General features: G+C 68.6%; 19 protein-coding genes. 4 read left to right on the top strand and 15 right to left on the bottom strand.

Translation table 11 applies throughout. From position 1 onward, the window contains the following. The first annotated feature begins 6 nt into the window (after positions 1 to 6). Positions 7 to 1,335 carry a C4-dicarboxylate transporter DctA gene (gene dctA, locus H0X95_RS16515; protein ID WP_059722996.1) on the top strand — a complete coding sequence of 443 codons (1,329 nt, stop codon included), beginning with the start codon at positions 7 to 9 and terminating at the stop codon, positions 1,333 to 1,335. Between the two features lie 24 nt (positions 1,336 to 1,359). On the opposite strand, the gene H0X95_RS16510 is transcribed toward dctA, so the two are convergent. Further along, positions 1,360 to 2,142: a substrate-binding domain-containing protein gene (locus H0X95_RS16510; protein ID WP_006481888.1), complete on the bottom strand. Its 783-nt coding sequence runs from the start codon at positions 2,140 to 2,142 to the stop codon at positions 1,360 to 1,362. Positions 2,143 to 2,200: 58 nt separating this feature from the next. After that, the gene (locus H0X95_RS16505; RefSeq protein ID WP_006481900.1) at positions 2,201 to 3,496 is read right to left on the bottom strand and encodes an MFS transporter; all 1,296 of its coding nucleotides are present in this window, start codon (positions 3,494 to 3,496) and stop codon (positions 2,201 to 2,203) included. Positions 3,497 to 3,821: 325 nt separating this feature from the next. Between H0X95_RS16505 and H0X95_RS16500 the strand changes: the two genes are divergently transcribed. Beyond that, a complete protein-coding gene (locus H0X95_RS16500; protein WP_059723115.1) occupies positions 3,822 to 5,342 on the top strand; it encodes a GGDEF domain-containing protein in 1,521 nt (506 codons plus the stop codon). A gap of 105 nt (positions 5,343 to 5,447) precedes the next feature. Here H0X95_RS16500 and H0X95_RS16495 read toward each other — a convergent pair whose 3' ends face one another. From H0X95_RS16495 to H0X95_RS16435, 13 genes are all read right to left on the bottom strand, one after another. Then, positions 5,448 to 6,635, bottom strand: coding sequence for a M20 aminoacylase family protein (locus tag H0X95_RS16495; protein WP_059722997.1), 1,188 nt, complete (start codon positions 6,633 to 6,635; stop codon positions 5,448 to 5,450). A gap of 69 nt (positions 6,636 to 6,704) precedes the next feature. Beyond that, positions 6,705 to 8,174: an aldehyde dehydrogenase family protein gene (locus tag H0X95_RS16490; protein ID WP_059722999.1), complete on the bottom strand. Its 1,470-nt coding sequence runs from the start codon at positions 8,172 to 8,174 to the stop codon at positions 6,705 to 6,707. A 93-nt stretch (positions 8,175 to 8,267) separates the two neighbouring features. Next, the gene (locus tag H0X95_RS16485; RefSeq protein ID WP_059723001.1) at positions 8,268 to 9,593 is read right to left on the bottom strand and encodes an NAD(P)/FAD-dependent oxidoreductase; all 1,326 of its coding nucleotides are present in this window, start codon (positions 9,591 to 9,593) and stop codon (positions 8,268 to 8,270) included. A 2-nt stretch (positions 9,594 to 9,595) separates the two neighbouring features. Continuing rightward, positions 9,596 to 10,330 (bottom strand): cupin domain-containing protein, encoded by a 735-nt coding sequence (locus H0X95_RS16480; protein ID WP_043205907.1) that lies wholly within the window; start codon positions 10,328 to 10,330, stop codon positions 9,596 to 9,598. A gap of 119 nt (positions 10,331 to 10,449) precedes the next feature. Further along, positions 10,450 to 10,881 (bottom strand): helix-turn-helix domain-containing protein, encoded by a 432-nt coding sequence (locus H0X95_RS16475; RefSeq protein ID WP_034203514.1) that lies wholly within the window; start codon positions 10,879 to 10,881, stop codon positions 10,450 to 10,452. Between the two features lie 23 nt (positions 10,882 to 10,904). Further along, entirely contained in the window at positions 10,905 to 12,182 is a 1,278-nt protein-coding gene (locus H0X95_RS16470; RefSeq protein WP_012493728.1) for an NAD(P)/FAD-dependent oxidoreductase, read from the bottom strand. Positions 12,183 to 12,376: 194 nt separating this feature from the next. Then, positions 12,377 to 14,245, bottom strand: coding sequence for an ABC transporter ATP-binding protein (locus tag H0X95_RS16465; protein WP_058903943.1), 1,869 nt, complete (start codon positions 14,243 to 14,245; stop codon positions 12,377 to 12,379). Further along, complete coding sequence (locus H0X95_RS16460) at positions 14,245 to 15,204, bottom strand: ABC transporter permease (RefSeq protein WP_034203512.1); 960 nt, start codon at positions 15,202 to 15,204, stop codon at positions 14,245 to 14,247. The genes H0X95_RS16465 and H0X95_RS16460 overlap by 1 nt, the downstream gene beginning before the upstream one ends. Positions 15,205 to 15,234: 30 nt before the next feature. Next, complete coding sequence (locus tag H0X95_RS16455) at positions 15,235 to 16,188, bottom strand: ABC transporter permease (RefSeq protein WP_059723002.1); 954 nt, start codon at positions 16,186 to 16,188, stop codon at positions 15,235 to 15,237. Between the two features lie 79 nt (positions 16,189 to 16,267). Then, positions 16,268 to 17,851, bottom strand: coding sequence for an ABC transporter substrate-binding protein (locus H0X95_RS16450; protein WP_059723004.1), 1,584 nt, complete (start codon positions 17,849 to 17,851; stop codon positions 16,268 to 16,270). Positions 17,852 to 18,282: 431 nt separating this feature from the next. After that, positions 18,283 to 18,951 carry a haloacid dehalogenase type II gene (locus H0X95_RS16445; protein ID WP_034203511.1) on the bottom strand — a complete coding sequence of 223 codons (669 nt, stop codon included), beginning with the start codon at positions 18,949 to 18,951 and terminating at the stop codon, positions 18,283 to 18,285. Between the two features lie 64 nt (positions 18,952 to 19,015). Further along, a complete protein-coding gene (locus tag H0X95_RS16440; RefSeq protein WP_154641186.1) occupies positions 19,016 to 19,204 on the bottom strand; it encodes a hypothetical protein in 189 nt (62 codons plus the stop codon). Further along, positions 19,201 to 19,344 (bottom strand): hypothetical protein, encoded by a 144-nt coding sequence (locus H0X95_RS16435; RefSeq protein WP_154641187.1) that lies wholly within the window; start codon positions 19,342 to 19,344, stop codon positions 19,201 to 19,203. Before H0X95_RS16435 ends, H0X95_RS16440 begins: the two co-directional genes overlap by 4 nt. A 22-nt stretch (positions 19,345 to 19,366) precedes the next feature. Here H0X95_RS16435 and H0X95_RS16430 point away from each other — a divergent pair, with 22 nt between their 5' ends. Both H0X95_RS16430 and H0X95_RS16425 read left to right on the top strand, forming a co-directional pair. Further along, a complete protein-coding gene (locus H0X95_RS16430; RefSeq protein ID WP_006482807.1) occupies positions 19,367 to 20,227 on the top strand; it encodes a GNAT family N-acetyltransferase in 861 nt (286 codons plus the stop codon). 12 nt (positions 20,228 to 20,239) lie between these two features. Next, entirely contained in the window at positions 20,240 to 21,166 is a 927-nt protein-coding gene (locus H0X95_RS16425) for a 2-hydroxyacid dehydrogenase (RefSeq protein ID WP_006498158.1), read from the top strand. Positions 21,167 to 21,246: the final 80 nt, after the last annotated feature.

Raw genomic sequence — 21,246 nt, 5'->3', positions numbered from 1 at the left:
CGCATCGTGAGGCAGGCCCCGCTGCTCAAATCGCTGTACGTGCAGGTCCTGCTCGCGATGATGCTCGGCATGGGCATCGGCCACGTGTGGCCGGCGGCGGGCGCGATGCTCAAGCCGCTCAGCGACGCGTTCGTCGCGCTGGTGAAGATGACCATCGCGCCGATCGTCTTCTGCACGATCGTGTCGGGCATCACGTCGCTGTCGAACGGGCAGGCCATCGGCCGCACGATCGTGCGGGCGCTCGCGCTCTTCTATCTATTGACCGCCGCCGCGCTCGCGCTCGGGCTCGTCACCGCGTACGTGCTGCAACCGGGCGCCGGCATGCACATCGATGTCCATCACCTCGATGCGAGCCTCCTCGCCCCGTATGTGAAGCATGCGGCGCCGCCCGGGCTCGTGGCGTTCGCGCTCGGCGTGATCCCGGACACGATGCTCGGCGCGTTCGCGAACGGCGAAGTGTTGCCGGTGTTGCTGCTGTCGCTGTTGTTCGGCTTCTCGCTGAACGCGCACCCGCGGGCCGGCCGGCCCGTTCTCGCGCTGATCGACGGCTTCGCCGAGGTCGTCTTTCGCGTGCTCGCGATGATCATGCGGCTCGCGCCGCTCGGCGCATTCGGTGCGATGGCCTTCACGGTTGGCCGCTTCGGCATCGGCTCGGTCGGCTCGCTGGCGAAGCTGATGATGGCCTTCTACGTGGCCTGCGTGCTGTTCGTCGCGGGCGTGCTCGCACCGCTCGCGCGACTGCACGGCTTCGCGCTGTGGCGGCTGTTGCGCTACCTGCGCGAAGAGTTGCTCATCGTCCTCGCGACCTCGTCCACGGAGCCGGTCCTGCCGCGCCTGATCGTCAAGCTGGAAGCGCTCGGCTGCGACAAGGGCGTCGTCGGCCTCGTGCTGCCGGCCGGCTATTCGTTCAATCTGGACGGTACCGCGATCTACCTGACGCTCGCGGCGTTGTTCATCGCGCAGGCGTGCGACATTCCCCTTTCCGCGTCGCAGATCGCGACGATGCTCGCGATCATGCTGCTCACGTCGAAGGGGGCGGCCGGCGTGTCCGGCAGCGGGCTCGTCGCGCTGGTCGCGACGCTCGCCGTGATGCCCGACCTGCCGGTCGCCGGCGTGGCGCTGCTGGTCGGGATCGACCGCTTCATGTCGGAGGCGCGCGCGCTGACCAGCGTGATCAGCAATGCGTGCGCGGTGATTTTCGTGTCGTCGTGGGAAGGGGCGTGCGATCGTGCGCGGCTTGTGCGGACGCTCGCGATGGCCGGGCCGGCCTCGCCGAACGGAGTCGATGAAGATGGTATCGCGGCCCATGCGGGCGGGGACGGGAAGGCACGCTGACCCAAGCCTTCCCGTCTCTCCGGCTCAATGAGCCGAAACCGAATCGAGCCCGGTCGATTTCACGTCGCCCTGCACGTCGGGCGATGCGAGATAGTCGAGCAACGCCTTCGCTTCCTGCGGATGCTGCGCGCCGACCGGGATGCCGGCGGCGAAGCGCGTGACGGATTGCAGCGATTCGGGAATCTTGCCGACGAAGGTCGCCCCCTTGACGGGCAGCAGCTCGCTGACCTGCTGGAAGCCGATTTCGTAGTCGCCGTTCGCGACCACCGACGCCACCGGAATCCGCGGGATCATCTTCGCCTTCGACTTCACCTGCTCGTCGATGCCGAGCTTCTTGAACAGTTCGCGCTCGATATACACGCCGCTCGCGCTGTCCGAATAGGCGATCGACTTCGCGTGCAGCAGCACCTGCTTGAGGCCTTCGGCCGTGCTGATGTCGGGCTTGGCCGCGCCGTCGCGCACGACCATGCCGATGCGCGAGTCGGCCAGATCGACGCGGGACCCCGGGATCACCTTGCCCTGCTTGATCAGATCGTCCAGCGCGTAGCCGACCATGATGACGGCGTCGGCGGGCTCGCCGCGCGCGAGCCGGTTCGGAATCGCTTCGGGCGACTTGCCCATCGACGGGCCGAGCGCGGTGTCGAGCGTATTGCCGGTCGTCGACGCGAACCGGGGGCCGAGCACCTTGTAGGCGGCGGTGAAGCCGCCTGAGCTCATCACGTGCAGCTCGGCGGCCTGGACGTTGGCCGCCACCGCCGCGGTGGCGACGAGCGCGGTCGCGCAGCATTTCAGGAGCAGATTTCTCATGGTTGGTCGTGGTCGTACGAATGCGTGGGTGGGATGAACGTTCCGGCCGGGCCGGACATCAATGCGCCGGCGTCAACGTCGCGGCGTGCCGGCGATAGAGCGCGAACGTCGCCAGCAGCGCGCATACCGCGGCGAAGCTCATCCAGTAGCCCGGTGCGGCCTTGTCGCCGGTCATGTGAATGAGCCCGGTCGAGATGGCCGGCGTGAAGCCCCCGAACACGGCCGTCGCGAGGCTGTAGGCGAGCGAGAAGCCCGCGACCCGCACCTGCACCGGCATCACCTCCGTGAGCGCGACGACCATCGCACCGTTGTAGATGCCGTACATGAACGAGAGCCAGAGCAGCACGAGCAGCATGTGGGCGAACGACGGCGCGTGCGCAAGGAACGACAGCGCCGGGTAGGCGGTCGCGACGGTGAGCATCGTCATGCCGACCAGCAGCGGCCGGCGGCCGATCCGGTCGGACAGCGCGCCGCCGATCGGCAGCCACACGAAGTTCGACACGCCGACGCAGAGCGTCACGAGCAGGCTGTCGGCGGTGCTCAGGTGCAGCACCGTCTTGCCGAAGGTCGGCGCGTAGACGGTGATCAGATAGAAGCTCGTGGTGGTCATCGCGACCAGCATCATGCCGGCGACCACGACGCCCCAGTTCTGGACCAGCGTACCGAACACTTCCTTCATGCCCGGACGATGCTTGCGTGCCTTGAATTCCTGGGTTTCCTCCAGGTTGCGGCGCAGCATGAAGATGAACGGCACGATCATGCAGCCGACGAAGAACGGCACGCGCCATCCCCAGGCGGCGATCTGCGATGCGCTCAGCCACTGATTGAGCGCGAAACCGAGGGCCGCCGCGATGACGATCGCCACCTGCTGGCTCGCCGATTGCCAGCTCGTGAAGAAGCCCTTGCGGCCGGGCGTCGCCAGCTCGGCCAGATAGACCGAGACGCCGCCCAGTTCGGCGCCTGCGGAGAAGCCCTGCAGCAGCCGGCCGATCAGCACGAGCACGGGCGCCAGCAGCCCGATCGTCGCGTAGCCCGGCACGAACGCGATCAGGATGGTGCCGCTCGCCATGATGGACAGCGTGACGATCAGGCCCTTGCGGCGGCCGACCTCGTCGATGTACGCGCCCAGCACGATCGCGCCCAGCGGCCGCATCAGGAAGCCGGCGCCGAACACGGCGAAGGTCATCATCAACGACGCGAACTCGCTTTGCGCGGGGAAGAAGACGTTGGCGATCTGCGTGGCGTAGAAGCCGAACAGGAAGAAGTCGAACTGCTCGAGAAAATTGCCGGCCGTGACGCGAAAGATCGCGGCGGCCTTCGAGCGTTCGGCCGGAAGGCTGGACGAGGGATGCATCGAGGGTGTCTCCTGAAAATCCTGGAATACGCGGGAGGGACTGGTCTGATTGTCGTTTTCCGGCATGTTGGCGCGGTATCGCTCAAACGATAAGTGCGATTTTTGGAACGATTGATGCAGTATCGTTATCAGTTGGCAAATGCTGCGCAGGTCCGGACGGCACTCGGGCATCTCGCTGCGAGGCCGCATACGTTTGCGTCGCCGTGCGATGCCGCCATCGTCGGCGGGCCACCACGCGGGCCTCGATTTTTTGTTAACCGTGCCGTTAACGAGAATTTGACCGGCGCCGGCGCCATTGCAGCCGGCGTCCCAAACGAGCGCGAGCATGCCCGCATTCACTTCGATCGAGAAAATCGCCGACTGGGCCGGACGCAACCCGTTCGTCGTCGGTGCGTTGGGCACGCTGATGTCGCTCGCGGCGCTCGGGATCAGCGCGGTGACGCTGTGGGCCGCGCGCAGCGAGGTCGTCGAGCACGCGCACGAGACGTCGCGCAACGTCGCGGCCGTGCTGGCGAGCCAGATCTCGAGGACGGTCGAAACGTCGAACAACGCGCTGATCGCGCTGACCGTCGATCTCGGCAAGCCGTCCGTACAGCGCATGGATGCCGGATTGCGGCACGACCTGCTGTTCGAGCGCACCGCGGCGCAGTACGTGACCGGCATGGGCGTGACCGACCGGCACGGCCGGTTGATCGACGGCTGCTGCAGCGCGACCCATCGCTGGGACTTCAGCGATCGCGATTACTTCAAGGTCCATCGCGATGCGGACAATCTCGGTCTCTACGTCTCCCAGCCCTATCGCGCGCGCTCGCGCGGCGACAAGGAGTCCATCGCGCTGTCGCGACGCATCGAGCGGCCGGATCACGGGTTCGACGGGATCGCGGTCGTCGCCATCGATCTCGCCTATTTCGAGCAGCTTCTGTCCCGCCTCGATGTCGGGCCGAACGGGGTCAGCGCGATCGTGCGCGCGGACGGCACGATCCTCGCGAGAAACCCGTCGTTGAACGACGGCCAGATGAGCCGCCTGCGTCGTTCGACATCCTTCAAGCGGATGGTGAACAGCGAATCGGGCTTCTATCCCGCGCGATCGAGCATCGACGGCACCATGCGGTTGTATACCTACCAGCGGATACCGGGCACCCCGCTGATCGCGGTCGTCGCGCCGGCCGAAAGCGACGTGCTGGCCGGCATCCGGCGCCTGTCGTGGACGGTCGGCGTGTCGGCATCCGTGATCGGCGCATCGTTCTGCGCGGTGGTCTGGCTGCTGGCCTTCGCATTGCGGGACAACTTCCGCAAGCAGACGCTGCTGACCGACCTCACCCGCACCGATCCGCTGACCGGGCTGCACAATCGCCGCGCGCTCGATACCGCGCTGGCCGACGAATGGGAACGGCTGCAGCGCGGCAGCGGCGGCAGCCTCTCGGTGCTGTTCATCGACGCCGATCACTTCAAGCAGTACAACGACCGGCACGGGCACGCGCTGGGCGACACGGCGCTGCGCTTTCTCGCCGAATGCATCCGCGCGCATACGCGGCGGCGCGGCGACCTCGCCGCGCGCTACGGCGGCGAGGAGTTCGTCGCGGTGTTGCCGGATACCGATGAAAACGGGGCCGCGCGGGTCGCCGACGCGATTCGCCGCGAAGTCGAACGCAACCGGCTCGACGGGTTTGCGGAAACGGTTCCGCCCTTCACCGTCAGCATCGGCTGCGCGACCAGCCGGCGCGCACGGCATGTGTCGGTGCATGCGCTGACGCACGACGCGGACATGGCGCTCTACCGAGCGAAGCGCGAAGGAAGGAATCGTGTGTGTCGCGCGCAGGCGGAGCCGGTCGCGCAGCCGGCGTGAAGCGGGGAAAAGGCATCGGCGCGTGGCGTTCGCCCGGCGGTGCGCCGCGACCAGACGACGCCCGACAGACCAGCCGTCAACCGGTCCTCCCCCCACCCCGACGCATCACGACGAGCGCATGAAGTAATGCAGCGCCAGCTCGACCCAGTACCGGACCCCGGCCGGAATGATGTCGTCGTTGAAGTCGTATTTCGGATGATGCAGCGACGGTGCCGTCGCGCCGTCCTGCGCATTGCCGATCAGCACATACGCGCCCGGCCGCTCCTCCAGCATGAAGCCGAAGTCTTCGGACGTCATGTTCGGCGGCACGTCGCGGGACAGGCGTTCGTCGCCGAACGTCGCGCGAATCACCGCTTCGCACAGCGCCGTCTCGGCCGGCGTATTGACCGTCGCCGGATAGTACTGAAAAAACTCGACGTCGACCTGCGCACCATACGCATGCGCCAACCCCTCGCACGCAAGCCGCACGTCGCGCTGCAACTGCTGCTGCAATGCCGACGACAACGTGCGAATCGTGCCGCGCAGCTCGGCGGTGTCGGGAATCACGTTGTCGGTCGTGCCCGCATGGAACATGCAGACGGAAATGACCGCGGGGTCCACCGGGTCCTTGTGCCGCGCGGCGATGGTCTGGCACTGCAGCACCATCGAGCACGCGAGCGGCACGGGATCGATGCCCAGATGCGGCTGCGCCGCGTGCGCGCCCTTGCCCGTGACCGTGATCCTGAAGCGCGAGCCCGCGGCCATGATCGGGCCCGTGCGCAACCCGAAATGCCCGGCCGGCAACCCGGGCCAGTTGTGCATGCCGAATACCGCTTCCGTCGGGTATCGCTCGAACAGCCCGTCGTCGATCATCCTGCGCGCGCCCGCGCCGCCCTCTTCGCCCGGCTGAAACACGAAATGGACGGTGCCGGGCAACTGCGGCATTGCCTTCAGCACGCGCGCGGCGCCGAGCAACATCACGGTATGGCCGTCATGGCCGCACGCGTGCATGATTCCGTGCGTGCAAGATGCATGCGCGAAGTCGTTGGCTTCGTGGATCGGCAATGCGTCCAGATCGGCGCGCAGCACGATGCCGCGGCCCGGATCCGCGCCGGGCAGGCTCGCCACCACGCCCGTGCCGCCCAGCCCGCGCGACACCGCATAGCCGAGCGCCTCCAGCTCGCGGGCGACGACGTCGGCCGTCCGGTGTTCTTCGAATCGCAACTCGGGATGCGCATGCAGGTCGCGGCGCAGCTTTGCCCAGTGCGCGTGATGCGCGTGCAGCGACGGGACGGGAGTGACGGGGTTGTCCAATTTAGGCACCTTCGGAAAGTAGCGGGCTTGCAGCCGTCATGCCGGCGCGTGTCGCGCGCGGCGGCTGGGTCAGTCGTAACAGCCGACGATCGACTTGATCTCCATGTATTCCTCCATCCCTTCGATCCCGTACTCGCGGCCGTTGCCCGACTGCTTGTACCCGCCGAACGGCGCCTGCGGATCCCAGGCCGGGTAGTTCAGATGCACCTGCCCCGCCCGGATGCGGGCGGCCACCGCGCGGACGTGTTCCTTGTCGGTGCCTTGCACATGCGCGCCGAGCCCGTAGACCGTGTCGTTCGCGATGGCGACCGCTTCGTCGACGGTGTCGTAAGGCAGGATCGCGAGCACCGGGCCGAAGATCTCCTGCTGCGCGATCGCCATGTCGGTGCGCACGTCGGAGAAAATCGTCGGCCGCGCATAAAAGCCGCGGTCGAGCCCCGCGGGTCGGCCGGGGCCGCCGGCGATCAGTTTCGCGCGTTCGTCGATGCCCACGTCGATCATCTGTGCAACGCGGCCGAACTGCGCGCGATTGGCCAGCGGCCCGTGCGTGGTTGCGTCGTCGAACGGATCGCCGACGACGAGTCCCTGCATCGCCGCGACGGCCAGCGCCTCCACCACGCCGAGCACGGCGCGCGGCACGATCATGCGGGTCGGCGCGCTGCACGACTGCCCCATGTTGCGGAACGCGGCGGCCACGCCGGGCGGGATCGCACGCGACAGGTCCGCATCCGGCAACACGATATTCGGCGACTTGCCGCCCAGCTCCTGCGCGACGCGCTTGACGGTGGTGGCGGCCGCCTGCGCCACCAGCACGCCGGCCCGCGTCGATCCGGTGATCGACACCATGTCGACCTCCGGGTGCGACGCAAGCGCGGCCCCCACGGTTTCGCCGCTGCCGCTCACGAGATTGAAGACGCCGGCGGGCACGCCCGCATCGGCAATCACTTCCGCGAACAGCAGCGCGCTGAGCGGCGACAGCTCGCTCGGCTTGAGCACGACCGTGCAGCCGGCTGCGAGCGCCGGCCCGACCTTCGCGGTGATCTGGTAGATCGGCCAGTTCCACGGCGTGATCAGCGCGCACACGCCGATCGGCTCGCGCGCGACCGCGGTCGTCCCGCGCCGCTCGACGAACGGGTAGCGCGCGAGGTTGTCGCGTGCGACCCGGATATGTTCGGCCGCGAGCGGCACGTGCGCGCCGCGTGCATAGCCGAGCGGCGCACCCATCTCCAGCGCGAGTGCCGTGGCGAACAACTCGGCGCGTTCCAGCATCAACGCATGGATGCGGTCGAGCAGCGCGGCGCGTTCCTGGGGTGAAGTCGCGGACCAGCGTTCGAACGCGTGGCGCGCGGCCTGCACCGCGCGATCGGCGTCATGTGCGTTCCCGAGCGGGATCTCGCACAGCGTGTCTTCCGTGGACGGGCTGACGACCGCGAACCGGTCACGGCCGTCGGGCATGACCCAGTCGCCGTCGATGAAGAACCGATCCAGCCTTCCGGCTTGCATCAGGCGATGAACCGGTGAATTGACGGGGGAATGCATGGCAGGAATATCCTTGAGTCGATACCGTGCGTCGACGCACGGCGAAGGCCGTGATGAGCCGAAGCAGCGGTCGGAACGCGTCGCGGCCGCCCGCTAGAAATCCGCGACCTTGCCCCACGCGGATTCGGCGAACCGGCTGGGCCGATACGGCGCCGGATCGACGAGCGGTTGCGCACCGGTCGCGAGATCCGCGATCAGGTGCCCGGCGCCCGGGCCGATCCCGAAGCCGTGCCCCGAAAACCCGGCCGCGAGGATCAGCCCCGGCACGCCCGGCACTTCGCCGATGCCCGGCACGCCGTCCGGCGTGCTGTCGACGAAGCCGGCCCACGCGTGCGTGATCCTCGCTTCGCGCAGCTCGGGCAACAGTTCGGCCGCGCGGCGGTAAGTTTCGGCGACCGTCGGCATGTCGGGCTTCGGATCCAGGATGCGCACCGCCTCCATCGGCGTCGGCGCGTCGAGGCGCCAGCGCTTCAGCGTTTCGTGGCCGCCCCGCACGCCTTCGAGGCCGCCCGGCAGCAGATTGCGCCAGCGTTTCGCGAACATCGGCACGAATTGCGGCGCGAAGCGCAGGAACTGCGGCGTCAGGTCCACGCGCGCGCGGCCGCTGATCGCCAATGCATAGCGTCCGTCGCTGCGTCGCGTCACGGACACGCCGGACGTGTACATCGCCTCCGGCAGCGGCGTTTCGACGGGCGACACGCTCAGGATCGACTGACGGATCGACGCCTGCGGAAACCGGATGCCGAGCTGCCGGCAGAACGACGACGCCCATGCGCCGCCGGCCATCACGACCGTGCGCGTCTTGATGACGCCGGCCTCGGTGACGACGCCGGCGACCCGGCCGCCCTCCAGCTCGATGCCGCGCGCCGCGCAGTGCTGGTGGACGCTGCCGCCCAGCTTGATCAGCGCGGCGGCCACGGCCGGCGCGGCCTTTCCGGGGTCGGCCGTGCCGTCGGTCGGCGAGAACACGCCGCCCTTCCACTGCCGCCCGGTCGCCCGTCCGCGCTCGGCGGCCTGCTTGCTGTCGAGCATATACGTGGTCACGCCCGCGGTCTTCGCGAATTCGCCCCAGCTGGCCCAGCGGGACAGCTCGGCGTCGTCATTGCTCAGATACAGCAACCCGCAGCGATGAAAGCCCGTGTCTTCTCCCGATTCGGCGGTGAATCGTTCCCACAGATCGATGCTCTTGCTGGCCATCGGCAACTCGCGCGCGTCGCGGTTCTGCTGCCGGCACCAGCCCCAGTTGCGGCTCGACTGTTCGGCGCCGATGCGGCCCTTCTCGACGAGCGCGACCGATACGCCGCGGCGGGCCAGATAGTAGGCGGTGAAGACGCCGATGATGCCGCCGCCGATCACGACGACGTCGGCCGCGGCCGGCGGCGTGGACAAGGTTTCGATATGACGCAACGGAGGGGACATGTTCAGTCTCGCTCGACGGGGGCGTTGACGGTCTGCATCACGTAGAACTTCGCGACGCGTTCGCTGCTTTCCCACCCGATCGACGCGCCGCGCGGCACGAACAGCGCATCGCCGGCGCCGAGCGCCAGCACGCTGCCGTCGGGCGCGGCGAACCGTACGCCGCCGTCCAGCAGGAACATGAACTCGTTGGCGCGATGCGGCCGGACGATCCGGTGATACGGCGTCGAATCCCACGTGCCCGCGCAGTACCCGGCGCCGTCGTCGGTGAACACGTTGTCGCTGCGGCATTGCGGCGCGGGGCCGAGCAGCACCTCGGCCGGCAGCGTCGCGGACGGCTTGAAGTCCGCGTCGGCGTACAGCGCGAAGAGACCTTGCTTCGTCGGTGTCTCGCACGCCGCCGCGCAGAACGTCAGCCGCACGGGCGCTTGCGCGGCGATGCGCAGCGCGGTGCCGCAGCCGATGACGGCACCCTGTCGCGGACCGAGCACCAGCGGCGCGGCGCCGGCCGCTTCGAGCGTCAACTCGCCTTCGACGACGACGAGGGTTTCGACGTGCGGAAAGCTCGCCACGTCCAGCGCGCCCACGAAGGCGATGCGCCCGGCGGCCATCGCGTCGGGGCCTTCCCACGCAATCTCGCGATGCGCCGCGAACGGATCGCTCGCGCCGAACCCCTGCTGGCGGAAGGCGGTGGAAGACGGTGCGCCGTCGGCCCGGTGCAACACGAAAACTGCGGTCATTTCTGCTCCTGTGCAATGCGTGGCGACCTGGTTCGAAGCCGTCACGCGATATCGGAAATCGTCGTTCGCCGGCGCTCCTGCCGGAACGCCTCGGCGGCGCATGTCGTCCATGCGTGCGCCTATGCCGCGTGACACGACGCTTCGCGGCGTTCGCCGCGCACGCGCGTCGATGGCGCTCGCACCGGCGCGCCGGCCGTTCGGGCGACCACGTAGTCGCGCGGCGTGATCCCGAGCACGCGCCGGAAATGCCGGCACAGGTGGCTCTGATCGAAAAAGCCGACGTCGGTCGCGACGATCGACGGCGCGAGACCCGCGCGCAGCAGGTCCTGCGCCCGCCGCACTCGCACGAGACACAGATACCGGTGCGGCGACAGACCGGTTTCGCTGCGAAAGCGCGCGGTGAAACGCGACACGCTCAACCCGGCCACCGCCGCGAGCGTGTCGAGGTTCAGCGGCTGCGCGAACGCCGCGTCGATCGTGCGCAGCACGTCGCCGATCGCCGGCGACACGGGCCGCGCGACACGCGGCGAGCCCACGAATTGCACTGTCATGTCGAATTCTCCCGGCGCTCGCTTCAATGCAGGAAATCCTGCATCCGGTAATACGCGCCGACGAGCGGCAGGAACCACGCGTGCCCGAAATGGCCGGGTATCGCCGGCCAGTCGAGTGCGCGCCACGGGTTCGACGCGGCCGCGCCATACAGCACGTCGGCCATCACGCGGCCCATGTGCACCGACATCTGCACGCCGTGCCCGCTGTAGCCCATCGAGTAATAGAGCCCGTCGTGCTGGCCCGCGCGCGGCAGCCGGTCGGCGGTGATGTCGACCAGCCCGCCCCAGCAGTAGTCGAGCCGCACGCCGGCCAGCTCGGGGAAATAGCCGGCCATGCCGGCGCGCAGGATGTCGCCGCTCTTCGCGTCGGAGCGCGGGCTCGACATCGCGAAACGCGCGCGGCCACCGAACAGCAGCCGGTTGTCGGGCGTCACGCGAAAATAGTTGCCGATCTGGCGCGACGTCACGTACGCACGGCGCTGCGGAAACAGCCGGTTCAACTGCGCGTCGGGCAGCGGCTCGGTCACGACGATGAAGCTGCCGACCGGCGCGATGCGTCGCCGGAACCATGCGAACGGCCCGTGCTGCGACGCGCCGGTCGCGACCAGCACGCGATCGGCGACGATCGTGCCGCGCGTGCAGGTGATCCGGTGGCGCTCGCCGTCCAGCCGGTCGAGCCGTGTGACGGCCGCTTGCTCGTACACGCGTGCGCCGGCCCGCACGGCCGCTTGCGCGAGCCCGACGCCGAACTTGCCCATGTGCATCTGCGCGCCGTTGCGCTGCAGGAGCCCGCCGTAAAAGCCGTCGGACGCGATTTCATCGCGGATCCGCGACGGCTCGATCAGCTCGATGTCCGGATCGACGTCGCGCCGCAACGCATTGAAGGTCTTTTCGAGCCCCGCGAAATGCTGCGGTTTCGCGGCGAGCTTCAGCTTGCCCGTTCGCCGGAAATCGCAGTCGATCGCCTGTTCGGTGACGATCGTCTCGACGCTCTTCACCGCGCTTTCGTACGCGAGATAAAACTGCTTCGCCTGCGCGGCGCCGATGCGCGCGGCCAGCGACGCGTAGTCCTGCGCGACGCCCGTATTACACTGGCCGCCGTTGCGGCCGGACGCTTCGCCCGCGACCTGCGCGGCTTCGAGCACGACCACCGAGACGCCGCGCTGCGCGAGCGCGAGCGCCGCCGACAAGCCGGTGAAACCGCCACCGATGACGACCACGTCGGCCCGCCCTTCGACGGGCCCGACGCTGCCCGCGCGAAACGCGGGACGGGTATCCAGCCAGTACGATTCCAGTTTCATCGGATTCTTCTCGAGCATTCCCGCAACGACGATCGGCGATCGTTCAATGCGAATCATTTAATCACCGTCAAAAACCGCAGTTGCCGCGTATTCGCGCGCGGCACGCGTACAAATCGTCGTTTTGCGCGACCGCCGCAGCAGACTATGCGGCGGGCCGTTCACCGCGCCGCGCGACGCACGGTTCGCGCCACGGACTACAGCTGCACCGGCGTGACACCCGCGGGCGCCGGCTCCGCCTGAAAGCGCGCGAGATCCTCCTCGCTGCGATGGCACAGCACCTGCGCGCCGTTCCCGAGCGTGCGCAGCGACGGGGCCGTGCGGTTGCACACGCCGTCCACGCGCATCGCGCAGCGCGACAGGAACGGACACAGCTCGGCCTCGTGCTCGCGCTCGCCGATCGGCACCAGCGGACGATGGCAGCGCTCGGCCGCATCGTCGAGCCAGCCCGCGCGCAATTCCGGCGCGGACGACACCAGCAGATGCGAATACGGGTGATAAGGCGGCGCGCACAGCGCGTCGCGACTGCCCGTCTCCACGCGCCGGCCCGCATACAGCACGACGATGTCGTCGCTGATCGCGCGCACCTTCGCGATGTCGTGCGTGATGAACACGTACGACACGCCGAGCTTCGCCTGCAGGTCGCGCAGCAGTTCGATGATCGCGGCGCCGACCACGGTGTCGAGCGCCGACGTGACCTCGTCGCACAGGATCAGGTCGGGTTCGGCGGCGAGCGCCCGCGCGAGATTCACGCGCTGCTTCTGCCCGCCGGACAATTCGCCGGTACGCCGCGCGGCCACCGCCGGCGGCAGCCGCACGAGTTCGAGCAGTTCCGCGACGCGCTGCCGCGCACGCGCGCCCTTGATCCCGTGATAGAACGCGAGCGGTCGCGCGAGCGTGCGCTCGACGGTATGCACCGGATTGAGCGCGGTATCGGCGTTCTGGAACACGATCTGCACGCGGCGATGCTGCTCCTTCGTGCGCTTGCCGATATCGCGCGCGAGCGGCACGCCGTCGAGCAGGATCTCGCCGCCGGTCGCCGGCACGAGGCCCGCGATCACCTTCGCGAGCGTCGTCTTGCCGGAACCGGATTCGCCGATCACGCCGACGGTCTGCCCGCGCCCGATGCGCAGGTCGACTTCATGCAGGATCACCTTCGCGGGCCAGCCGTTCGCCGCGCGGCCGCCGTAACCGGCGATCGCGCCGCGCACGTCGAGCAGCGGCGCCGGCGCGGCCGGTCGTTGCACTTCCCCGCCACGTTCGGCATCGTTCGGCGTGACCGCCGCGATCAGGCTCTGCGTGTACGGATGCGTCGGCGCATGCAGGATCTGTTCGGTCGCACCCGCCTCGCGGATCACGCCGTCGCTCAGCACGACGATCCGGTCGGCCATCTGCGCGACCACGGCCAGGTCGTGCGACACGTACACCGCGCTCATCCCGTAGCGCCGGATCACGCGCTTGAACGCCTGCAGCACGTCGATCTGCGTGGTCACGTCGAGCGCGGTGGTCGGCTCGTCGAGGATCACCAGTTCCGGATCGGTGATCAGCGCCATCGCGGCCATCAGCCGCTGCAACTGCCCGCCCGAGACCTGGTGCGGATAGCGCTTGCCGATCGTCTCCGGCTCCGGCAGCGCGAGCGCGCGAAACAGCTCGATCGCCTTCGCCTGCGCGTCGCGCTTCGTCATCGTCTTGTGGATCAGTGCGCTCTCGATCACCTGGTCGAGAATCGTGCGCGACGGATTGAACGCGGCGGCGGCGCTCTGCGCGATATACGCGACCTTGCGGCCGCGCAGCGCGGTCAGCGCCGCGGCGGAAAGCGTGCACACGTCGGAGCCGTCGAGCTTCACCGAGCCGCCGGCGATCCGGCAGCCGGCGCGCGCATGGCCCATCAGCGACAGCGCGATCGTCGTCTTGCCGGAGCCCGATTCGCCGATCAGCGCGAGCACCTCGCCGCGTCCGATGTCGAAGTCGACGCCGTGGACGATCGTCGTTTCCTCGCCGCCCGGCCGGCCGCCGACCACGCGCAGCCCGCGCACCTCGACGAGCGGGTTCGATTCGTGTCGCATCAGTGTCCTCCGGCGGCGCCGGCCGCGCCCTTGCGGCGGCCGCGATGCGGCAGACCGTCGATCAACAGGTTGACGCCCACCGTCAGGATCGCGATCGCGACCGCGGGCATGATCGCGACGGCCGAGCCGTCGCCGAGGCTCGCGATGTTCTCGCGCACGAGCGAGCCGAGGTCCGCATACGGCGGCTGCACGCCAAGGCCGAGAAAGCTGAGGCCGCTCAGCAGCAGCACGACGAACGTGAAGCGCAGCCCGGTATCCGCCAGCATCGGGTGGATCATGTTCGGCAGCATCTCGACGCACGCGATGTACAGCGCGCTCTCGCCGCGCGCCTTTGCCACCTGCACGAATTCGAGCGTGCTGATGTTGACGGCCAGCGCGCGCGCGATCCGGTACGAGCCCGGCATGTAGCTGACCGCGGCTGTGAGCACCAGCAGCGGCAGCGACGAGCCGAACGCGGCGACGAACATCAGCGCGAACATCTTCGACGGAATCGACGTGAGCGCGTCGAGCAGCCGGCTCATCGTCTCGTCGACCGCGCGGCCCGACACGGTCGCGAGCAGCCCGAGCGTCGTGCCGGTCAGCGCGGCGAGCAGCACCGCGGCCAGCGCGAGCAGCACGGTCAGCCGCGTGCCGTACAGGATGCGGCTCAGCATGTCGCGGCCGAGGAAGTCGGAACCGAACGGCAGCTTCGCACCGAACGGCGCGAATACATCCGGCGTGACGATCGCGCCGACGTCGTGCGGCGCGAGCAGCGGCGCGAACACCGCGATGAACAGCATCAGGCCGACCATCGACAGGCCGACGCGGCCGCCGGTCGTCAGCCTGATGCGTGCGCCGCGGCGCTTGCGGGGCTGGTCGGGGGACGGCGCGGCGGGCGGCGTCGCGCCTCCCCACGGCGCGCGCGGGTCGCCTGACGGCGGCAGCGCGCTGCTGCGATGAACGGGTTCGGTCGGGTGCATGGGCGGCATCTCGGAAGAAGAACGGGACACTCAGGTCCGCAGTCGCGGGTTCGACACGATCGAGCACAGATCGGCGAACAGCACGAGCATCAGGTACGCGACGCAGAAAATCAGCGTGCATGCCTGGACCAACGGGAAATCGCGGTTGCCGACGGCATCGACCATCAGGCTCGCGAGGCCCGGATAGTTGAAGATCGTCTCGACGACGATCACGCCGCCGAGCAGATACGACAGGCTCAGCGCGATCGCGTTGGCGATCGGACCGATCGCGTTCGGCAGCGCGTGGCGCAGCACGACGCGCGCGGGGCTCGCGCCCTTGAGCATCGCCATCTCGACGTACGACGCGCTCAGCTGCTCGATCACCGCGGCGCGCGTCATCCGCGCCATCTGCGCGATCACGACCGCGCACAGCGTCAGCACCGGCATCGCATACGCCCGCAGGAAATCGTGCAGGCTGTCGATCGAGCCGCTGTACGACAGCGCGGACAACCAGCGCAGCTTCACCGCGAACACGAGCACGGCGACCGTCGCGATCAGGAACTCCGGCGTCGCGACGAGCGACAGCGTGCCGAGGCTGATCACGCGGTCGACCACCGACTCGCGTTTGACCGCGGCGAGGATGCCGAGCAGCAACGCGATCGGCACCGACACGGCGGTCGTGATCGCCGCGAGCGCGAGCGACTTCGGCAGGCGCCCGCCGATCAGCTCCGACACCGGCATGTCGCCGGACAGCGAACGGCCGAAATCGCCGTGCAGCAGCCCGCCGAGCCAGTGCATGTAACGCACGTGCGCCGGCATGTCGAGCCCGAACTGCTGACGCAGCGCGGCGACCGTCTCCGGCGTCGCCGACTGACCCAGCGCGGCCTGCGCGGCGTCGCCCGGCAGCAGGTTCGTGATCGTGAAGATGATCGCGGACACGATCAGCAGCGTCAGCGCGGTGACCGCGATACGTCGACCGATCAGCCCAAGCAGGATTCGATTCATGAAACGGCACTCCGGGAAAGATCCCGCGCGACCGGGGCGGTGGCCCGCTGCGGCCGCGCGGCGGCGTCACGTATCGACGTCAGGCGTTCCACCACACGTACTCGGCGAACATGAAGCCCATCATCCCGCCGGTCGGGATCGACCCGAGGCCCGCGAGCCGCTTGTCGTAGCCGTCGAGGAAGCTGATGAACGCCGGAATGCCGACCCGGCCCTGCTGCGCGACGAGCGTCTGCATCTCGCCGTATATCTGCTTGCGCTTCGCATCGTCGGTCTCCGAGCGCGCGGCGAGCAGCAGCTGATCGAACTTCGCGTTCTTCCAGCCCGACTCGTTCCACGCGGCGTCCGACTTGAAGAACTGCGTGAACAGCACGTCGGCGCTCGAGCGCGGGTTGATGTTGCCGAAGCCGAGCGGATGCTTCATCCAGTGGTTCGACCAGTAGCCGTCGGGCGACACGCGGTTGACCTGCAGGTTCAGCCCGATCTTCTGGCCGGCCTGCTGCAGCAGCACGGCCATTTCGATCGACCCGTTCGCATCGGACGTCGCATAGATCGGCGGCAGCGCCGTGCCGAGCGCGCCGGCCTTCTGGAACAGGAATTTCGCCTTGTCCGGATCGTGCGGCCGCTGCGGCAGCGACGCGTTGAAGTAGCGATGCCCCGGCGGAATCGGCTGGTCGTTGCCGATCACCGCATAGCCGCGAAATACCGCCGAGCGGATCTGTTCGCGATCGAACAGGTACTTCATCCCCTCGACGAAATCGGGATTCGCGGTGATCGGGCTTTCGCTGCGCATGATCAGGTCGGTATAGAGCCCCGACTTGGTTTCCTTCAGCGCATAGCCGGGCGTCGACGCGACCCGTTGCGTCGAGCGCGGGTCGATCGCGTTGATCAGGTGCACGTCGCCCGACAGCAGCGCGTTCAGGCGCGCGGCGCTGTCGCTGATGCCGATCAGTTCGATCTCGTCGAGATACGGCATGCCCGGCTTGAAGTAGCTGTCGTTGCGCACGCCGACGGTCGACACGCCCGGCTTGAACGACTTGAGCTTGTACGGGCCGCAGCCGATGCCGGTCGCGAAATCGGTCGTGCCGTCCTTGACGATCACGAGTTGCGGCGTCGCGAGGATGACCGGCAGATCGGCGTTCGCGCTGGCGAGCGTGAGCGTGACCTCGTCCGGGCCGCTCGCCTTCGCGTCCGCGAACTGGTCGGCGAGCGGCTTGACCTTCGACGCGGTGGCCGCGTTCTTGTGGCGCATCAGCGAGAACACCACGTCAGCCGGGCCAACGGGTTTGCCGTCGTGGAACGTGACGCCCTTGCGCAGCTTGATGATCCAGGTCTTCGCATCGGTCGTGTGCAACGACTCGGCGAGATTCATCTGCGGCGTGAGGCTCCCGTCGAGCTGCGTGAGGCCGCTGTAGAACATGAAGAAGCGGATGTAGTCCGCGCCCGTCGAACCCTTGGCCGGGTCGAGCGTATCGGCGGTCGAGCTAGATTCGTTCGCGACCCGGATCTTGCCGCCGCGCTTCGGCGCGGGCGCGGCGAATGCCGACTGCGCGCTCGTCAGCAATCCGCCGCCGCCGACGGCCATCATGCCGCTCGCCGCCATGACCCGCATCATGTCGCGGCGCGTGAAGCCGCCCTTGCCGCCATTGTCGATATCGTCGCTCATCCGAACTGCTCCTGACTGTGTAAAGTGGGTCATAGGGTCCAGCGTGGTTGTTCGATCCCGCCGCGCCCGCTTGCTGGTGGCGGGCGCGACGCCGTGCACATGCAATTCATTTAAGCATCGCCAAAATGCCGGTTGTCCCGATTCGGGCCGCCCTCACGATACGAATCGACCGTTTTGGGTAGCCTGCGCAGCATGATTTGCTGCGTGCGCCGGGGACCGTCGGCGGGTGCCGGCCGCATGCCGGCGCGTAAGTGAAAGTTCAGAGGATTGTTCGCCGGCATCGACGCGTTGATCCCGAGGGCGCGACGCGAATGCGTGCAGGCTTGCGCGACGTGGCGACGCCGGCCGCCTGCCGCATTGCGCGTGTTTCTTCAGGGATCGCGACGGGCGGCACCCGGCGTGCGCGGCACCGCACCGGGGAAACGCGTCGCTTACAGCCCGAGCTGCGTCGCGAGCTGGCCGATGTCCGACACTTCGTAATAGTTGTAGAACGGCGTGCCCGGCTCGTGGCCGCGATTCACGAAGGCCTTGTGCCTGATTCCCAGATCCTCGGCCGTCATCAGGTCGTAGCGCAGGCTCGACGACACGTGCAGCACGTCCTCGGGCTTGCAGCCGAGCTTGTCGAACATGTATTCGAAGCCCTGCATCCGCGGCTTGTACGATTGCGCCTGCTGCGCGGTGAACACCGCGTGGAACGGTGCGCCGAGCTTGTCGACGTTGCTCATGATCTGCTCGTCCATCGCGTTCGACAGGATCACGAGCTTGTACTTCGTCGCCAGCCGTGACAGCCCGGCCGGCACGTCCGGATGCGGGCCCCAGGTCGGCACCGCACGATAGAACAGCTCGGCCTCGGCTTCGTCGAACGTCACGCCGACCCGCGCGCAGGTGCGGCGGATCGCGTTGACGACGACATCGCGATACGGCTTCCACGCACCGAGCACCTCGTCGAGCCGATAAGCGGCGAACGCGCGCACGAATGCCTCCATCGCGGCCGGCGACAACCGGTCCGCATAGATTTCGCGCGCCGTCTCGGCCATCCGGAAATGGGTCAGCGTGCCGTAACAGTCGAAGGTGATGTACTTCGGTTCAAACTGGATCATGATGACGTCCTGTCGGTGTGAAGCCCCGGCGGGCCGGGGACGGGCTGGGTTGTACGAAATTGAATCAGGGCAAAAAGCCCCGCGCGCGTCGTTTGGCGCCGTCCGAAACGCAGAATCGTCGCGTGTTGCGCGGCGCGGGCAGCACGATATGCGGCGCGTCCGGCGTCGTCGGCCGCCGCAGCCCGCCGCGAACGGCCGCGATACCGCGCTTTCGTCGTAGCGGCACGCTCGCGGCAGGAAGGATCGCGTTCATGTGACGCGTCGGCACGACGGGCGGATGCGTTCGTGCCGGCCGAGCGGATCGGCGTCGATCCCGAGCGCCGGGCCGCCGCCGGAAAACAGGCGAATCGTCCTATCCGTGCCGCCGCCGGGCTGGCAGAGTGAACAGGTCATTTCCACCCATCCGGAGTCCGGCGTGTCCGACCTCAATCCTTCCCGCACGCTCATCTATCGCCCGTTCACCGAAGCCGACCTGCCCGCCGCCCATCGACTGTCCGAAGCAGTCAAGTGGCCGCACCGGCTCGACGACTGGCGCTTCGTATTCCAGCTCGGCAGCGGCTTCGTCGCCGAGGACGAAACCGGCATCGTCGGCACCGCGCTCGGCTGGCGCTTCGGCGAATCGCACGCGTCGCTCGGCATGGTCATCGTGTCGCCCGAGCGCCAGGGCTGCGGCATCGGCCGCGAACTGCTCACCCGCGTGGTCGACAGCTTCGGCACGCGGACCGTATTTCTGCATGCGACGCCGGCCGGCGAGCCGCTGTACGCGAAGTTCGGCTTCGACGTCATCGATACGATCGATCAGCACCAGGGCGCCGCGTTCCAACCGCCGCTGATCTCGCTGCCGCCGGGCGAGCGCCTGCGCCCGCTCGGCACCAACGACGGCCCGCGGCTCGCCGCGCTCGCGTCGCGCGCGGCCGGCTACGAACGCGGTGCGGTGATCGATGCGCTGCTCGACGTCGCGAACGGGATCGCGCTCGACCGCGACGGCGAGCTGCTCGGTTTCGCGCTGTTCCGCCGGTTCGGCCGCGGCCACGTGATCGGCCCGGTGATCGCGCCGGATGCGCTGCGCGCGCAAGCGCTGATCAGCCATTGGCTCGCGCTGCACGAGGGCATGTTCGTGCGGCTCGACGTGCCGGGCGACAGCGGGCTGTCGGACTGGCTGCAGGGGCTCGGGTTGCCGCGCGTCGATACGGTCGTCGCGATGGCGCGCGGCACGACGCCGCCACGCGACCCGGCGCTGCGCGCGTTCGCGATCGTGAACCAGGCGCTCGGCTGAGCGGGGCGCACGATGAGTTTTCTCTACAAGGCCGACCCGGTGCGCGGCGCGCAGTGGGCGGCGCGCTTCGCGCAACGCGCGCCCGACCTGCCGTTCCGGATCTGGCCGGACCTCGGCGACGCCGACGCCGTCCGCTATCTCGCCGCATGGCAGCCGCCGGACGATCCGGTCGCGCTGTTGCCGAACCTCGAAGTCGTGTTCTCGGTCGGCGCCGGCATCGATCAGTTCGACCTGTCGCGCGTGCCGCCGCACATCCCCGTCGTGCGGATGATCGAGCCGGGTATCGTCGAAGGAATGGTCGAATACGTGACGCAGGCCGTGCTGACGATCCATCGCGACCTGTTCGACTACGCGGCGCAGCAGCGCGATCAGGTGTGGCGCGAGCGCCCCGTACGCGCGGCCGCGTCGCGACGCATCGGCGTGCTCGGGCTCGGCACGCTCGGCCAGGCCGTGCTCGACACGCTGCGGCGCTTCGGTTTCCCGTGCGCGGGCTGGAGCCGCACGCCGCGCACGCTCGACGGCGTCGACTGTCATGCAGGCGATGCCGCGCTCGACGCGTTCCTCGCCCGTACCGACATCCTGATCTGCCTGCTGCCGCTCACCGACGGCACGCGCGGCCTGCTCGGCGCGCGCGTGTTCGACGCGCTGCCGGCCGGCGCGTCGCTGGTGCAGGTCGGGCGCGGCCCGCAGCTCGATGCACCCGCGCTGCTCGCGGCGCTCGCGAGCGGCCGGCTCGACAGCGCGATCCTGGACGTGACGGACCCCGAACCGTTGCCGGCCGGCCATCCGTTCTGGACGCATCCGCGCATTCGCATCACGCCGCACATCGCCAGCGCGACGCGACCCGACACCGCGGTCGACGCGGTGCTCGCGAATCTCGCGCGCCATCGCGCGGGACAACCGATGATCGGCGTCGTCGATCGCGCACGCGGCTACTGACGTGCGGGCCCGGCCTGCGGGGCGCGCAGCAGAAAATGCCGAAGCGCCCGGTGCAAACGCCGCGCGCATACGTTTCGGAC

It is taken from the genome of Burkholderia sp. 9779_493, from assembly GCF_015712215.1.
Lineage (GTDB): Bacteria > Pseudomonadota > Gammaproteobacteria > Burkholderiales > Burkholderiaceae > Burkholderia > Burkholderia cenocepacia.
The sequence above is the reverse complement of the archived record's forward strand: the minus strand, read 5'-3'. Positions and strand labels throughout refer to the sequence as shown.

Excerpts from the sequence above, each read along its gene's own strand:
- H0X95_RS16510 (WP_006481888.1), bottom strand. The coding sequence starts at position 2,142 with ATGAGAAATCTGCTCCTGAAATGCTGCGCGACCGCGCTCGTCGCCACC.
- H0X95_RS16480 (WP_043205907.1), bottom strand. The coding sequence starts at position 10,330 with ATGACCGCAGTTTTCGTGTTGCACCGGGCCGACGGCGCACCGTCTTCC.
- H0X95_RS16460 (WP_034203512.1), bottom strand. The coding sequence starts at position 15,204 with ATGCACCCGACCGAACCCGTTCATCGCAGCAGCGCGCTGCCGCCGTCA.
- H0X95_RS16505 (WP_006481900.1), bottom strand. The coding sequence starts at position 3,496 with ATGCATCCCTCGTCCAGCCTTCCGGCCGAACGCTCGAAGGCCGCCGCG.
- H0X95_RS16440 (WP_154641186.1), bottom strand. The coding sequence starts at position 19,204 with ATGAACGCGATCCTTCCTGCCGCGAGCGTGCCGCTACGACGAAAGCGC.
- H0X95_RS16475 (WP_034203514.1), bottom strand. The coding sequence starts at position 10,881 with ATGACAGTGCAATTCGTGGGCTCGCCGCGTGTCGCGCGGCCCGTGTCG.
- H0X95_RS16455 (WP_059723002.1), bottom strand. The coding sequence starts at position 16,188 with ATGAATCGAATCCTGCTTGGGCTGATCGGTCGACGTATCGCGGTCACC.
- H0X95_RS16435 (WP_154641187.1), bottom strand. The coding sequence starts at position 19,344 with ATGACCTGTTCACTCTGCCAGCCCGGCGGCGGCACGGATAGGACGATT.
- H0X95_RS16490 (WP_059722999.1), bottom strand. The coding sequence starts at position 8,174 with ATGCATTCCCCCGTCAATTCACCGGTTCATCGCCTGATGCAAGCCGGA.
- H0X95_RS16485 (WP_059723001.1), bottom strand. The coding sequence starts at position 9,593 with ATGTCCCCTCCGTTGCGTCATATCGAAACCTTGTCCACGCCGCCGGCC.
- H0X95_RS16425 (WP_006498158.1), top strand. The coding sequence starts at position 20,240 with ATGAGTTTTCTCTACAAGGCCGACCCGGTGCGCGGCGCGCAGTGGGCG.
- H0X95_RS16465 (WP_058903943.1), bottom strand. The coding sequence starts at position 14,245 with ATGCGACACGAATCGAACCCGCTCGTCGAGGTGCGCGGGCTGCGCGTG.
- H0X95_RS16445 (WP_034203511.1), bottom strand. The coding sequence starts at position 18,951 with ATGATCCAGTTTGAACCGAAGTACATCACCTTCGACTGTTACGGCACG.
- H0X95_RS16450 (WP_059723004.1), bottom strand. The coding sequence starts at position 17,851 with ATGAGCGACGATATCGACAATGGCGGCAAGGGCGGCTTCACGCGCCGC.
- H0X95_RS16500 (WP_059723115.1), top strand. The coding sequence starts at position 3,822 with ATGCCCGCATTCACTTCGATCGAGAAAATCGCCGACTGGGCCGGACGC.
- H0X95_RS16470 (WP_012493728.1), bottom strand. The coding sequence starts at position 12,182 with ATGAAACTGGAATCGTACTGGCTGGATACCCGTCCCGCGTTTCGCGCG.